This window comes from Bacillus cereus (assembly GCF_002564555.1).
Taxonomy (GTDB): domain Bacteria; phylum Bacillota; class Bacilli; order Bacillales; family Bacillaceae_G; genus Bacillus_A; species Bacillus_A cereus_K.
In genome coordinates this window covers 44,043-59,204 of sequence record NZ_NUVD01000014.1, presented here as the reverse complement: position 1 = coordinate 59,204, position 15,162 = coordinate 44,043, and the positions used below count along the sequence as shown (strand labels likewise).

The following is a 15,162-nucleotide window of genomic DNA, read 5'->3' as shown; positions in this document are numbered from 1 at the left end:
AGGAAAAAATATGAGGATATTGCATATGAATGCAGGAGCAGAAGATGGTGGAGGAAAAACACATATTATTTCACTGCTCGATCAGTTTCCAACTGGCGAAGTAGAATTAGCAGTATTTGAAGATGGAATTGTTGCGAAAGAAGCAAGAGAGTTAGGGATAAAAGTTCATGTGTTTTCACAAAAATCTCGCTATGATTTATCCATTTTAAAAAACATAAGTGAATTCATCAATAAAGAAAAATTTGATGTAGTTCATACACACGGTCCTAGGGCGAATTTCTTTGTTTCTTTAATGAAAAAGAAATTCGCGGCAAAATGGGTAACGACAATTCATAGTGATCCATTTCAAGATTTTACTAAACAAGGCTTAAAAGGTTGGATTTTTACCAAGTTAAATTTAAAAGCCTTAAAAAATATAGATTTATTTTTTGTTGTAACGAATAGATTGAAAAAGAGCTTGGCGGCATTAGGTATTTCAAACGAAAAGATGCATGTGATTTATAACGGAATTGAATATGATCAGGAAAAAGCAGATGGCTATAATAAAAAAGAAATGTTTAATATTGATGAAGATGTGTTTACAGCAATCCAAGTAGCACGTCTGCATCCTGTTAAAGGACATGAAGTTCTATTCGATGCGTTACAACAAACAAAATTGGAGAAAATTAAAGTATTATTAGTTGGTGACGGACCGTTAGAAGGAGAGCTAAAGGCGTTAGCTACTGAAAAAGGGATTAATGATAAAGTTGAATTTTTAGGGCATCGTCAAGATGTAAAACAATTATTTGCATCATCGCATGTAAACTTATTAACATCACATAGCGAAGGATTCCCATTAGTTCTGTTAGAAGCGGCAAATCAACGCGTTCCATCTATCGTGACGAGAGCGGGGGAAATCGAACCGTTAATTGCAGATGAAACTTACGGATGGATTGTGCCAACTGGTGATGGGAAAGCATTGGCGGTGGCATTAGAAGAGGCCTATGATAAGTGGAAGACTGGAGAATTAGCAGCAATGGGTAAACATATTTATGAGCATGCTACTCTGAATTTCTCACTACAAAAGTTATATGAAGATACGAAAGAAACATATAAGCGATTAATAGAGAAAAACCTTTAATAATAGAGAGGATAGTTAATTATGGCAGTACAAACAGTTGATATTCTTGGTGTTCCTTTCTCTACAATGACAATGGATGAGACGGTCCAATATTTAAAGGAACAATTAGAAGTGGAGCAAACTCATACTTTTCAGGTAGTAACAGCAAACCCTGAAATTGTTATGTGTGCAAAAAAGGATGAAAAATTCCATAAAACATTATTAAATACAGATTTAATTACACCTGATGGTATCGGGGTTGTTAAAGCAAGTGGTATGCTTGGTACACCTTTAAAAGAGCGTGTGGCAGGTTTTGACTTAATGTGTAATTTATTAGCGAAGTTATCGGAAGAGAATAAACCAGTATCTGTTTTCTTATTAGGTGCAAAACCACATGTTGTACAAGCTGCATCAGAGTATGTAACGAAGACGTATTCGGCGGTATCTATTGTGGGTACACAAGATGGGTACTTTAAACAAGAAGAAGAAGAGAATATTGTTTCTCGCATTCAAGAAGCAAAACCAGATCTATTACTTGTTGCACTTGGTTTCCCAAGACAAGAAAACTTTATCCAAAACAATAAGCATCGTTTAGAAACGAAAATGGCTGTTGGAGTAGGCGGTAGTTTAGATGTGTGGGCCGGAGAGGTAAAACGTGCGCCCAAATGGATCCAAGCTATTAACTTAGAATGGTTTTATAGATTATGTAGTAATCCAACACGCTGGCGTCGTCAGTTAGTATTGGCTGAGTTTTTAAAAGAAGTAATGCGTTCAAAAAAGTAGCGGAACATCGCTACTTTTTTTATTTGTTCACTCCTCACTGATTATTAGCCCACACCAACCGGGCGTTTACGGGCAGCAGGGCTCCCAACTAACTTCTTTACTCCAGCTGGATTTTGAGGCGGGATTTTTACTGCCACAAATAGCGGGATAAGCATTTTACTTTTTGGGAATGATGAAGGAGAATTTTTTACACGAAAGTATTTTACTTATACAATTCACACATGTAAAATGATGTGTAAAGACACTTGTGTAAGGAGGACTTCTTGTGGGCAAAATAAAAGAAATTTCGAAGCGAAAGCTACTTGGTATAGCGGGGCTTGGATGGCTATTCGATGCAATGGATGTTGGAATGCTTTCATTTGTAATGGTAGCACTGCAAAAAGATTGGGGATTAACTAGTCAAGAAATGGGCTGGATAGGTAGTATTAACTCAATTGGTATGGCAGTAGGAGCGCTCATTTTTGGGATACTATCAGATAAAATAGGACGGAAATCGGTCTTTATTATTACATTATTACTATTTTCTATCGGTAGTGGTTTAACTGCTTTAACGACGACACTCTCGGTGTTCCTCGTTCTACGATTTTTAATTGGTATGGGGCTTGGCGGAGAGCTTCCAGTTGCCTCGACACTAGTATCAGAGAGTGTTGAAGCACATGAACGTGGCAAAATAGTTGTGCTATTAGAAAGTTTTTGGGCAGGTGGGTGGCTAATTGCAGCTCTTATCTCATATTTCGTTATTCCGAAATATGGTTGGGAAGTGGCCATGGTATTAAGTGCGGTTCCTGCACTATATGCTTTATATTTAAGATGGAACTTACCAGATTCCCCGAGATTCCAAAAGGTTGAAAAAAGACCGTCTGTTATCGAGAATATAAAGTCAGTTTGGTCTGGAGAATATCGTAAAGCTACCATTATGTTATGGGTTTTATGGTTTTGTGTTGTATTTTCCTATTATGGAATATTCCTTTGGTTACCTAGTGTAATGGTATTAAAAGGATTTAGTTTAATAAAAAGTTTCCAGTACGTACTTATTATGACATTAGCTCAACTTCCAGGGTATTTCACAGCTGCTTGGTTTATCGAACGTCTTGGGCGTAAGTTTGTTTTGGTTACCTATTTAATCGGTACAGCGTGTAGTGCGTACTTGTTTGGAGTTGCAGATTCATTAACAGTTTTAATCGTGGCAGGCATGTTACTATCGTTCTTTAATTTAGGTGCTTGGGGTGCATTATACGCTTATACACCTGAACAGTATCCGACAGTTATTCGTGGTACAGGTGCAGGAATGGCAGCCGCATTTGGTCGTATTGGTGGTATCATTGGCCCGTTATTAGTAGGTTATTTAGTTGGTGCACAAGCGTCACTTTCGCTAATATTTACGATTTTCTGTGGATCCATTTTAATTGGAGCACTTGCTGTAGTTATACTTGGACAAGAAACGAAGCAACGAGAATTAGTGTAAAAGGAGAGGGGGAACCGAGGTGGTTTCCTTTTTTCTGTTTTTTTAGATAAATAATGGTATAGTAAGAAAAAGGGATTGTTTCTTAATAAAGCGAATGTATACAACAGGACATATGGACAAAGGAATTAGGTGGTTGGATAAATGAAAATTTTACTTATCATGGAAGAGACAGAAGAGCGAAGAAAACTAGTTGAAAACTTTACTGAGAATATTCGAAACATAGAATGTTTCGAAGCGAAAACAGGAACAGAATCTTTGCTAATAATGAAAAAACATACACCTGATTTTGTTTTTTTAAGTTCGCAATTAATAGATGGTACTGGTTTTGAATATGCGAGTTTATTACGGGAAGTAAATTGTTATACGAAATTTATTTTTATGGGTGAGGATATAGAAGAATCCATTGCAGCATTTCGTTTCCAAGCATTTTATTATTTACTACGACCATTTCGTGAAGAAGATTTACAATTTCTTTTATATAGAATGGGTAAAGAGCAAGGTGAGAGAGCAAAGAGTTATTTGCGAAAACTACCAATAGAAGGTCAAGAGGGAATTAGATATGTTTTCCCGGAAGATATTGTATATGTAAGTAAAAATAAAGAAAATAAAACAGTTTCCATTTATACAACGAATAATCATTATATTTCAACATATACACTTCAAGAATTAGAAAATAAGCTAAGTGCGTATGATTTTTTACGCGTACATAAAAGCTATTTAATTAATATGTCATATGTACAAGAACTAAAGCCTTATTATAATGGTACATATAATTTGTATTTAGATAGATATGATGAGCAACCGATTCCAGTTAGCCGTAATTATGTAAAACGACTTCGAAATAAAATTGAATTATAGCAGGTAATGAGAGTTTTTTAACATGATAACCTAAAAATCCTTCATGATAAGGAGGATTCAAATTAAATATTCAGAAAATTTAGTACAATCTCCACTAAGAAGTAGTATAGGGGGAATTGTATGTGAAGACGTTGAAGTCGATTTTACTTTGGGGAGTTATCGCAGCAGTAGGAGCAGGTGCCTTTGGGGTAATAGCTTTATCGCAAGGTGAAACTATTAATGCTGTGTGGCTTTTAGTAGCTGCAGTATGCGTGTATGCAGTTGCTTATCGATTTTATAGTAGATTTATAGCGAGAAAGGTTTTTGGTTTAGACAATAATCGGCAAACGCCAGCCCATATATTAAATGATGGAAAGGATTATGTTCCGACAAATAAGTGGGTATTATTCGGACATCACTTTGCAGCAATTGCTGGGGCAGGACCTTTAGTTGGACCGATTCTGGCAGCGCAAATGGGCTATTTACCAGGTACCATTTGGATTATTGTTGGGGTAGTTGTCGCTGGGGCTGTACAAGATTTTGTCATTCTATTTGCTTCGATGAGACGTAATGGTAAATCATTAGGTGAAATGATTAAAGATGAGATTGGTCCTGTTACTGGGCTCATTGCAATGATAGGTATTTTAGGCATTATGATTATTTTATTAGCGGTACTAGCATTAGTAGTAGTAAAGGCACTTATTGGAAGCCCATGGGGAATGTTTACGATAGCAGCAACGATTCCTATCGCTATTTTAATGGGAGTATACATGCGCTACATTAGACCTGGACGGGTCGGTGAAGGATCAATAATTGGTATTATTCTACTTATTTTATCTCTTGTTGGAGGACAGTATGTAGCTGAAAATCCAACACTTGCAAGTATGTTCACGTTTAGTGGTGAAACGATTGCTATTATGCTTATCGTATATGGATTCATTGCATCAGCATTACCAGTTTGGATGCTTTTAGCACCACGTGATTATTTAAGTACATTTCTAAAAGTAGGAACGATACTTGGATTAGCCATCGGTATCTTAATTGTAGCACCGGATTTGAAAATGCCAGCAGTTTCTCAGTTTATTGATGGAACAGGTCCTGTTTTCTCAGGGAATTTATTCCCATTCCTATTTATTACGATTGCTTGTGGTGCTGTGTCTGGATTCCATGCTCTCGTCTCATCAGGTACGACGCCAAAAATGATTGAACAAGAGGGACATGCACAGCCAATCGGTTATGGAGCAATGTTGATGGAGTCGTTTGTAGCAGCTATGGCTATGATTGCGGCTTGTGTATTAACACCAGGCACTTATTTTGCGATTAATAGTCCGGCAGCACTGATCGGTACAGATGTGACGCAGGCAGCTCAAGTTATTTCTTCATGGGGATTTGCTATTACACCAAATGAATTAAAAGACCTTGCTGTAAACGTTGGAGAGCAAACGATTTTATCACGTACAGGTGGCGCACCAACGTTGGCGATAGGTATGGCACATATTTTCTCACAAGTAATAGGTGGAACGGCAATGATGGCATTTTGGTATCATTTTGCGATTCTCTTTGAAGCACTATTTATTTTAACAACAATTGATGCAGGAACGCGTGTAGGACGATTTATGATTCAAGATATTTTAGGGCATGTATATAAGCCGTTTGCGAGAACGGATTCTACAATAGCGAATGTAATAGCTACAACGTTATGTGTATTAGGATGGGGTTATTTCTTATATCAAGGGGTAGTAGATCCGCTTGGTGGAATTAATACGTTATGGCCACTTTTCGGTATTGCAAACCAAATGTTAGCAGGCATTGCATTGTTACTTGGTACGACAATTTTATTCAAAATGGGGAAAAAGGCATATGTTTGGGTTACACTTATTCCAACTGTTGGCTTGCTTATTGTAACAATGACAGCTGGTTACCAAAAGCTATTTCATGAAAATCCTAAAATAGGATTTCTATCCCATGCAAAGGTGTTTCAGGGAGCGTTAGATGAGGGAAAAGTGTTAGCACCAGCTAAAAATGTCGCCCAAATGAAACAAATTATTTTTAATGATTATATTGATGCGGCGCTATGCGGAATTTTTATGATAGTTGTAATTGCTGTATTAATTTCGGCAATTCGAATTTGGATTCAAGTATTAAGAAATAAGCCGATGCCGTTAAAAGAAGCGCCATATATTCCTAGAGATGAAAGTGAGTCGAGGAACTATGCTTAAAAGAATGCGGCAAGTATGGGGAAAAAGAAAACAATTTATTAGTTTACTTGTTGGAGTCCCAAGTTATGAAACATATGTAGACCATATGAAAAAGCATCATCCAGAAGAAGAGGTAATATGTCAAAAGCAATTCTTTGCTGAGGCACAAGAAGCTAGATTTAATGCAAAAGGCGGAAAGATATCCCGATGCTGTTAATAAAAAGGACGAATTTTCGTCCTTTTTATTTTTTTCTGTTTCACGTGGAACAGAAAAAAATAAATAAAAAGCTTTGGGAATTATAGGCATTTCGTATACAATAAAACGGGGAAAGGGATAGATGGAAAAGTAGGGAGATTATTTTATGTTAAGAGATTTATTTGTAAACACAACAATTATTCTTTCCTTTATTTTTATTGGAGGTCAGCTTTTAAGAGATAAACCATTAAAAGAAGGAATCTCTTTTTGGCAAAAATGTGTAGTAGGTATTTTTACTGGAATATTGAGTGTACTGTTGATGCATTTTGGTGTGCATATTGAAGAGATTATGTTGGATCTACGTTATCTAGCTGTTATTTTGGCAATTATAATTGGAGGTCCGATAGCTAGCAGTATAACAGTTGCTATTATTCTTATCACTCGACTAGCATTTACTGAGTACTCTTTAGCTTCTGAATTGGCCTGTTATACTATTGTATTGATAGGTATTGGAATTATCTTCATTTGGCAGATGAAAGTTTCTATATTTACAAAATGGATATGGTTTAATGTATATAGTTTGTCTATTTTAGTAGTACCACTTTCTATTTTATTTAAGGATATATCTATAGTGTCATTATATTTAGTTTGTAGTAGTGTTGCAGCATATATCACATTTATAAGCGCAAATTACGTATTGCAATCCAATGAATTATTCCAAACGATGAGACAGTATGCAACGATAGATGCATTAACAGGTTTAGGAAACGTAAGGCAGTTTGATTTAGAGATGAATCGTCATATTGCTAATAAGAGTATGAAAAATGATTCACTTTGTTTACTATTTATAGATATTGATCATTTTAAGTATGTAAATGATACGTATGGGCATCCTGCAGGAGATGAAGTGTTAAAACAAATAGGGCTTATTTTACGAGAAATTTCACCATTTCCAGATTTGGTTTTTCGAAAGGGTGGAGAGGAGTTTGCGCTTTTGATACCGAAGAAGGGACTAGCTTATGGAAGTCGTCTTGGGGAACAAATTCGTAACGCTGTTGAAAAACATTCATTCCAATTGTTAAATGGAACAAAGATAAAAATTACAGTTTCAGTAGGGATTTCAGTGTACAAAGAATCACCGGAACAGTTTATTCAAGAGGCTGATGACGCGTTATATTACTCAAAAAGAAATGGTAGAAATCAGGTCAGTTCTGCGTCTTAAAGATAAGATGGCCAGAAAAAACACCCACGGAGACGATGTATGAACTCTGCGGGTGTTTTTTAATCAGTTAGACAAGCTCTTTTTGTGCAACGAATTTACGGTATGCACCATGATGAGTTGGGCCTACGTATTCGTTAATTTTGAATGAGTAACGAATAGCAGCTGTGATAAATTCTTTAGCAGTTTTTACTGCTTCCTTCACAGATTTTCCTTTTGCAAGTTCTGCTGTAATTGCAGCAGAATATGTACAACCTGCACCATGAGTATTTGTAGTATCAATTTTTTCTGATTCTAGAAGATCAAATGTTTCTCCATCATATAGGACGTCGATTGCAGTTTCTGTACCAAGCTTACTTCCGCCTTTAATTAGAACGTATTTTGCACCTAAAGCATGGATTTTCTTCGCTGCTTCTTTCATGTCCTCAAGAGAATTAATCTTCACACCACTTAACTGGTAAGCTTCAAATAAGTTTGGTGTTACAACTAATGCCTTTGGAACAAGAACGTCACGTAAGCAATCATTCGTTTCGGGATGTAATGCTTCATCTGCACCTTTACATACCATAACAGGGTCAACTACTACATTTTTGAAATTATGCTTTTCGATTGTTTCAGCAACCATTTCGATAATTTCTACTGATCCAAGCATACCCGTTTTTAAAGCATCTACGCCAACACCTTCAATTGTTGTTTCTAATTGTGGTTTTAATGTAGAAGCTGGGATTGGAAATACGTTATGTGCCCAACCATTATGTGGATCCATGGTTACGATTGTCGTAAGAGATGTCATTCCGTATACGCCAAGTTCTTGGAATGTTTTTAAATCTGCTTGTATACCAGCACCGCCACTTGTATCAGAACCAGCGATAGTAAGTGCTTTATTTAATGTCATTATGAAAGCCCCCTCAAATGATATAATGAAAACTATGTTTTCACCATTATATCAATGTTATGAATAAGTACAAAGTGAAAAGTAGATGATTTATTTTAGAAGCGATTTAAAATCTTGCATGTAGGAGACTTGGTATGTTTCGAGATAATCGTACAAATGAATTAGTTATATTAAAAGAAATTGCAGAAACGCTAAATACATCAAATGATACTTACCATGTATTGCAAGCAGTCCTAGAAAAATTACTTAGTGTAACAGGCTTAACGACAGGATGGATTTTTCTTGCGGATGAAAACGGGAAGTATACGAAGTTAATCGATTACCAATTACCAGAAGCACTTACATATGAAAACAAGCGCCCGATGTGTGAAGGGGAATGTTGGTGTTTACGCGGTTTTGTAGATGGGAAATTAGAGCGAGCTGTTAATATTATTGAATGTAAACGAATTAATAATGCAATTGAATATAATTGGGGAGATACAGAAGGAATCCTTCATCATGCTACAGTTCCTTTAAAGGCCGGAGGAGAAAAATTTGGTGTGTTAAATGTGGCAAGCCCAGGTAAAACACATTTTTCGGAAGAAGAATTAGTGTTGCTTCAATCTGTTGCTTTCCAAATTGGTACGGCTTTAAAACGAACAAAATTATATGAAAATGAAAAGCGAAGAGCACAGTATTACGTGAAATTGGAACGTTTTATTCAAGCGTTAAAAACGATTCATAAGTTTAATGTATTACCTGAAAAAGTGGTAAATCACGTAGGTGAAGTATTTCAATGGAATCAAGTGGCGTTTTTTATTAGGGAAGAAAAGGAATTATCTTTGCGAGCATCTTATAGTCAGCAAGAGTTACAAGAGGATGTAAAAGAAGCGGCAAAGAAGGCGCTAGAACAAGATGAGCCGGTTCTATTCAAATATCAAATTGGACATAGTGTACATTTAAATAGAGCTGTTATTGCTACGCCAATACATATTCAAAATCATATATTTGGTGTTTTGTGTGTTAGTTTGAATAATGGAGAATTTGATGTTAATACAATAGATGTAATACAGGCACTAGCAAATCATATCTCGTTAATAATCGAGAATTTAAGATTAAATGAGCAGCGCCGTGAACTTGTACGAATGGAAGAAAGAAATCGATTAGCAAGAGATTTACATGACTCAGTTTCACAAAAATTATTTTCATTAACCTTTATGACGAAAGGCGCTGAGGCGGTTTTAAAAGGTCAAAATGAAAAGGTAGATGGATCTTTGCATGAGATGCGTGAACTGGCGCAAGGGGCTTTAAAAGAGATGAGGACATTAATCTGGCAGCTTCGTCCAGCAGGGTTGGAGAAAGGGTTATTACCAGCTTTAAAGCAGTACGGTGAAAATTTAGGATTGAAAATTAGGGAAGAAGTTACAGGTGTTCGTGATTTACCACGTGTAGTAGAAGAAACATTATGGCGTATTGGGCAAGAAGCGCTAAACAATGTAAGTAAGCATGCGGGTATAAAAGAAGCGACGATTTATTTTAAAGTAACTGAGAAACATGTATCGTTAGAAATAGTAGATCAAGGAAATGGATTTAGAGAAAAAGACATAAAAGAGAAGAAGTCTCTTGGCATGACAACGATGCGTGAAAGAGTAGAATTGATTGGTGGAACAATTAAAATTGTAAGTGAAAAAAAACGAACGAGTATAAAAGTAAATGTGCCATTATGATGTGAAAATGAGGGAATTTTGTGAAAATAAAAGTATTGTTAGTTGATGATCATACAGTTGTTTTAAAAGGATTAGCATTTTTCTTAAGTACACAGGAAGATCTAGCGTTAGTCGGAGAAGCAAATAATGGACAAGAAGCGTTAGTGAAAGTAGGAGAAACAAATCCTGATGTTGTACTAATGGATTTATATATGCCCGAAATGGATGGCGTGGAGGCAACAGCGTGCATAAAAAAAGAATATCCGAATGTGAAAGTGATAGTATTAACGAGCTTTTCTGATCAAGCACATGTACTGCCAGCATTGAAGGCTGGGGCAAGTGGTTATATTTTAAAAGATGTAGAACCAGATCAACTTGTTGAAGCTATTCGAAGCGCGCACAAAGGTAATATTCAATTACATCCTGATATAGCAAATGCGCTTCTTTCTCAAACATTACCGAAGGAAGAGAAAGAGGCGGAAAATCTCATTCATGTAGATGTATTAACGGCAAGAGAAAACGAAGTGTTACAGCTGTTAGCAAAGGGAATGAGCAATAAAGAAATCGCTTCTGTTTTAGTTATTACAGAAAAAACAGTTAAAGCGCATGTAAGCAGTATTTTGAGTAAATTAAACTTATCCGATCGCACACAAGCAGCATTATATGCAGTGAAGAATGGGATTGTATAAGACGAAAGTCGTAAGACCTAGTTCGCCTTTAGAAGGTGGACTTTTTTTATGGAAAAATACGTCTATGTGAGGACGAAATTACTTTGATATCAAGATAAAATGTATTTGTAAGCAACAACAATTACAAGGGAGTAATCCTTTTTCGTAAGTAATATATAACAATGTAAGACAGAGTAGCAGGAGGAAGAAATAATGGCAACAGTTTTATTCGTAAAAGCGAACAACCGCCCAGCGGACCAAGCAGTAAGTGTGAAATTATACGAGGCATTTTTAGCAAATTACAAAGAAGCACATCCAAATGATACAGTGGTAGAACTTGATTTATATAAAGAAGAATTACCATATGTAGGCGTAGACATGATTAACGGTACATTTAAAGCAGGTAAAGGATTTGATTTAACAGAAGAAGAAGCAAAAGCAGTAGCAGTTGCTGATAAGTATTTAAATCAATTCCTAGAAGCTGATAAAGTTGTTTTCGGTTTCCCATTATGGAACTTAACAATTCCAGCAGTACTGCACACATATATTGATTATTTAAACCGTGCTGGTAAAACGTTTAAATATACACCAGAAGGTCCAGTTGGGCTTATTGGAGATAAGAAAATTGCGTTATTAAATGCACGTGGCGGCGTATATTCTGAAGGTCCAGCAGCTGAAGTAGAAATGGCTGTTAAATATGTAGCAAGCATGATGGGCTTCTTTGGCGCAACAAATATGGAAACGGTAGTTATTGAAGGGCATAACAAATTCCCAGATAAAGCAGAAGAGATCATTACAGCAGGTCTTGAAGAAGCGGCTAAAGTAGCAAGCAAATTTTAATTGAAATTATAATTGTCAATCAAAGAAACAGCATTAACGTTTATGTTAATGCTGTTCTTTTATATTTTCAGCTCATCGGCAAGCTTTTCTAATTGATTTCGATCTTGTATATAATATGCTCGGCCTTCTTTTTTAAATAGTTTCGCTGGCAAAACTGGTTTAATACATATAAAAGATGACGGTAGCTGACGTTTAAGTATTCCGAGGCCTCCGTATGTTTTTCCGTATAACAATTATTTTGTTCTGTTAATAAAATAAACGCAGCTAATCGATTTTCGAATGGATAACTATAGTTTTTGGCGTAATTTTCTGTTCGAGTAATTGTTTTTTCTCCAATAAATTTGCAAAGGTTTTGTAAAAAGATAGCATCTTGCAATAAAAGATGCTGACAATCTTTAAGAGGAAGCGCTAAGCAAATACAATCGTCGATTACTTCAACTGCTTTCGTAACGGATTCTACGCCAATTAATCCTAATTCCCCAATGAACGAAGGCTCTTGAATAAAGTGAATTAAGGACACCTTCCCATTTTTATGACTCATATATATTTTTGCCTTCCCAGAAATTAAGTAATAGAGATAAGGGAGGTCGGTTCCTTCTTTACATATCAACTCTTTCTTTTGAAAAGAATGCAGTTCTACATATGGAAAGACATGAAAAGAAAAAAGAGTATCGAATTGGTGAATTTGTATGTATTGATAAATTTCTTCTTTATTTTTGCTAATCTTCATAGTTTCACCTCTCATTGTAGTATGAGATATCTCCTATTATTTTTACAAGAAAGAATGATACGATTTATTTAAATTTGTTTTTGTAGAAAAGAGAGTGTGAGGGGTTTATGAAAAAATATAAAACATTGCTATTTGATGTAGATGATACGTTACTAGATTTTCAAAAGGCTGAGAAGGTAGCATTACGCATGCTTTTTAAGGAGAAGGGAATGCCTCTGACTAGTGAGATTGAAGCACATTATAAAAAAGTTAATAAAGGTCTTTGGGATGCTTTTGAAGAAGGTGAAATAAACCGTGATGAAGTCGTGAATACACGATTCTCCATTTTGTTTAAAGAGTATGGGGAAGAAGTAGATGGGATATTATTCGAAAATAATTATCGCATCTACTTAGAAGAAGGGAATCAACTCATACAAGGTGCGCTTGAGTTTATAAATCAAATTCAAAATGAGTATGATTTATATATAGTGACAAACGGTGTTTCTAAGACGCAAGATAAACGTTTACGTAATGCAGGATTACATTCCTTGTTTAAAGATATTTTTGTTTCTGAAGATATAGGTTTTCAAAAGCCGATGAAAGAGTATTTTGATTATGTTTTTGAACGTATTCCTAACTTCGCTTCTGAAGAAGGGCTCATTATTGGAGATTCGTTAAGCGCCGATATTAAAGGTGGATATGTAGCAGGAATTGATACTTGTTGGTTTAATCCAGAAAAAAAACCAAATGATAGCGGGATTGTGCCAACATATGAAGTGCATAATTTTGAAGGTTTATATGCACTATTAAAGCAGCATATGTAATAAAAATAGGCAGTGGAGTTTTTACCCCTACTGCCTATTTTTATTAATTTGTAGCTTCGTTATGTTTAGGAAGTGGAAATGCATTACCGATAGCTGCTGCTCCGAGCATCGGCAATAGTAAATTAAGCGGGAAAAACATAAGTAATAGCAATGTTATAGCTATCGGTTTTCTTAATGCATAGCTTGAGATTGCTGTCGTTACGATGGCCACAGATGCTATTGGATCTATAGGAAGAATGGAAGCCATCGCGAATCCGATACTTGACCCAGAAAATATAATTGGGAAAATATGTCCGCCGCGCCAACCTGTATTTAAACAAACGGCAGTAACACATAATTTTAAAACTCCTGAAAGAAGTAATATCCAAAAAGATAAATGGCTCCATTCAACGACTAAATCTTTTAATTGATGTTCCCCTGAAAATAATGTATATGGGAGAAAAGTCCCCGCAATTCCTAATAAAATACCACCTATAATTCCAAGTGTTAGTTTGTATTCGCGGAAAGGATGGATGATTTTCTCTAATGTAAATTCTACTTTGAAATACAAGAAACCAACGAGAGCACCGATGCAAGTAAGAGGGAGAAAGGCGATCCATTCATTGATTGAAAGAGATCCTTCCCCAAAATCAACAATAAAGGATCCACGATTATCGAGTTTACTAAGCAATAAATAAACAGAAAATCCAGCAAAAGTAGTAGTTAAATATACAATTGCTTTTTTTCTTTTAGAAAACCCATTAATTTGTTCACCCTCATTTTCATTCGGAGCTAAATAACCGAATAATGGAGCGTTAAAAATGACGCTTAAAGTAGCACCAATTCCAACTTCTGTTAGTTCGTTCATTCCCTTTAAAGCGAATTTAAAGCGATCTCCTACCCATGTACAAAGCCCGCCGATAATTCCAACAAGTGCGGCCTCTGGGCCTAGACTAGCTCCAAATATTAAAACAATAAGCGCAGTTAAAGTAGCTTTATGTACAAAACGGTATTCAATTCTACCTGTTTTTTTATATTCACCCATTACTTCTGGCATAAGACGTGGATATGTACCGAAGTATTTTTGTGTTAAACCAACGAGGATACCGCCGATGATTGTTACACAAAGAGTGTAATAAGGGGGAGAAGAGAAAAGGTTAGGTAAATATCCCCAAATAAAGTGGATTCCGATATTTAGCGTAACTAAAAATAACCAAACTGTAGCCCCTACTATAGAGCCTAAAAGAATGCCATATAGAGCGAGCATATAGTGCATGTCCTTTTTATTTGTCATGTTATACCTCCGTTATGTAAGTTGTAATAGAGAAAGGATTATATATGCTAGTATGAAATGAATGGGATATATATAGTATCTTTGTGAGAGGTTGGCTTATTCAACATATATATTGGGATTTCATTAGAGCTTGGGTCCTATAAGTTAAACCACTTATTTAATTCTATATAGTGATTGGAATTTTTAAAAGGTCTTTTTTGAATAAATATGGAATATACTTCTTTTGTTGCTTTATATGAGATTGTTGACAATTCTTTTAGAACATTCAGAAAAACAATTTGACATTAGGAAATTATTGCTATAAAATCAACGGTAATTGCATAGTCTTATCAAGAAAAGGTGGAGGGACAGGCCCGATGAAACCTTGGCAACAGCCGAATAACGGAATTGTGCCAAATCCTGCAGGTAATAGTCCTGAGAGATAAGGAAGAGATTTTAGAGCGTGTTTTCAAACTGCTTCTTTCTTATTTA

General features: G+C 35.7%; 13 protein-coding genes, 1 pseudogene and 1 riboswitch. Of the genes and pseudogenes, 11 read left to right on the top strand and 3 right to left on the bottom strand.

The genetic code is table 11. The annotated features are described in order from the left end of the window. Nucleotides 1-10: 10 nt before the first annotated feature. The 7 genes from COI75_RS06500 (at nucleotide 11) to COI75_RS06470 (ending at nucleotide 7,800) form a co-directional block, all read left to right on the top strand. Entirely contained in the window at nucleotides 11-1,120 is a 1,110-nt protein-coding gene (locus COI75_RS06500) for a glycosyltransferase family 4 protein (RefSeq protein WP_001221219.1), read from the top strand. A gap of 21 nt (nucleotides 1,121-1,141) precedes the next feature. Continuing rightward, complete coding sequence (locus COI75_RS06495) at nucleotides 1,142-1,882, top strand: WecB/TagA/CpsF family glycosyltransferase (RefSeq protein WP_000290758.1); 741 nt, start codon at nucleotides 1,142-1,144, stop codon at nucleotides 1,880-1,882. Between the two features lie 265 nt (nucleotides 1,883-2,147). After that, the gene (locus COI75_RS06490) at nucleotides 2,148-3,347 is read left to right on the top strand and encodes an MFS transporter (RefSeq protein ID WP_000516244.1); all 1,200 of its coding nucleotides are present in this window, start codon (nucleotides 2,148-2,150) and stop codon (nucleotides 3,345-3,347) included. A gap of 141 nt (nucleotides 3,348-3,488) precedes the next feature. Beyond that, entirely contained in the window at nucleotides 3,489-4,205 is a 717-nt protein-coding gene (locus COI75_RS06485; protein ID WP_000698274.1) for a LytR/AlgR family response regulator transcription factor, read from the top strand. A 122-nt stretch (nucleotides 4,206-4,327) separates the two neighbouring features. Further along, entirely contained in the window at nucleotides 4,328-6,403 is a 2,076-nt protein-coding gene (cstA, locus tag COI75_RS06480; protein WP_000854298.1) for a carbon starvation protein CstA, read from the top strand. Next, nucleotides 6,396-6,599: a YbdD/YjiX family protein gene (locus tag COI75_RS06475; RefSeq protein WP_000919909.1), complete on the top strand. Its 204-nt coding sequence runs from the start codon at nucleotides 6,396-6,398 to the stop codon at nucleotides 6,597-6,599. The genes cstA and COI75_RS06475 overlap by 8 nt, the downstream gene beginning before the upstream one ends. Nucleotides 6,600-6,744: 145 nt before the next feature. Then, nucleotides 6,745-7,800 carry a GGDEF domain-containing protein gene (locus COI75_RS06470; protein WP_000942908.1) on the top strand — a complete coding sequence of 352 codons (1,056 nt, stop codon included), beginning with the start codon at nucleotides 6,745-6,747 and terminating at the stop codon, nucleotides 7,798-7,800. Nucleotides 7,801-7,867: 67 nt separating this feature from the next. Here COI75_RS06470 and pdxK read toward each other — a convergent pair whose 3' ends face one another. Then, nucleotides 7,868-8,692, bottom strand: coding sequence for a pyridoxine/pyridoxal/pyridoxamine kinase (gene pdxK, locus COI75_RS06465; RefSeq protein ID WP_000174256.1), 825 nt, complete (start codon nucleotides 8,690-8,692; stop codon nucleotides 7,868-7,870). 134 nt (nucleotides 8,693-8,826) lie between these two features. On the opposite strand from pdxK, the gene COI75_RS06460 reads away from it, so the two are divergent. The 3 genes from COI75_RS06460 to COI75_RS06450 all read left to right on the top strand — a co-directional run bounded on the left by COI75_RS06460 (nucleotide 8,827) and on the right by COI75_RS06450 (nucleotide 11,885). Next, on the top strand, nucleotides 8,827-10,398 hold the full coding sequence (locus COI75_RS06460; protein WP_000488145.1) for a GAF domain-containing sensor histidine kinase: 1,572 nt from the start codon (nucleotides 8,827-8,829) through the stop codon (nucleotides 10,396-10,398). A gap of 20 nt (nucleotides 10,399-10,418) precedes the next feature. Continuing rightward, the gene (locus tag COI75_RS06455; protein WP_000695796.1) at nucleotides 10,419-11,066 is read left to right on the top strand and encodes a response regulator; all 648 of its coding nucleotides are present in this window, start codon (nucleotides 10,419-10,421) and stop codon (nucleotides 11,064-11,066) included. Between the two features lie 192 nt (nucleotides 11,067-11,258). Continuing rightward, nucleotides 11,259-11,885: an FMN-dependent NADH-azoreductase gene (locus COI75_RS06450; protein WP_000246717.1), complete on the top strand. Its 627-nt coding sequence runs from the start codon at nucleotides 11,259-11,261 to the stop codon at nucleotides 11,883-11,885. 59 nt (nucleotides 11,886-11,944) lie between these two features. On the opposite strand, the pseudogene COI75_RS06445 reads toward COI75_RS06450, so the two are convergent. After that, a pseudogene (locus tag COI75_RS06445) lies at nucleotides 11,945-12,615 on the bottom strand (transcriptional regulator YeiL). 107 nt (nucleotides 12,616-12,722) lie between these two features. On the opposite strand from COI75_RS06445, the gene COI75_RS06440 reads away from it, so the two are divergent. After that, nucleotides 12,723-13,418, top strand: a complete 696-nt coding sequence (locus tag COI75_RS06440) for a YjjG family noncanonical pyrimidine nucleotidase (protein WP_000760184.1) — start codon at nucleotides 12,723-12,725, stop codon at nucleotides 13,416-13,418. Between the two features lie 43 nt (nucleotides 13,419-13,461). Here COI75_RS06440 and COI75_RS06435 read toward each other — a convergent pair whose 3' ends face one another. Continuing rightward, nucleotides 13,462-14,691, bottom strand: coding sequence for a chloride channel protein (locus COI75_RS06435; RefSeq protein ID WP_000182460.1), 1,230 nt, complete (start codon nucleotides 14,689-14,691; stop codon nucleotides 13,462-13,464). Between the two features lie 323 nt (nucleotides 14,692-15,014). After that, nucleotides 15,015-15,119, top strand: a riboswitch (SAM riboswitch). Nucleotides 15,120-15,162 lie beyond the last annotated feature (43 nt).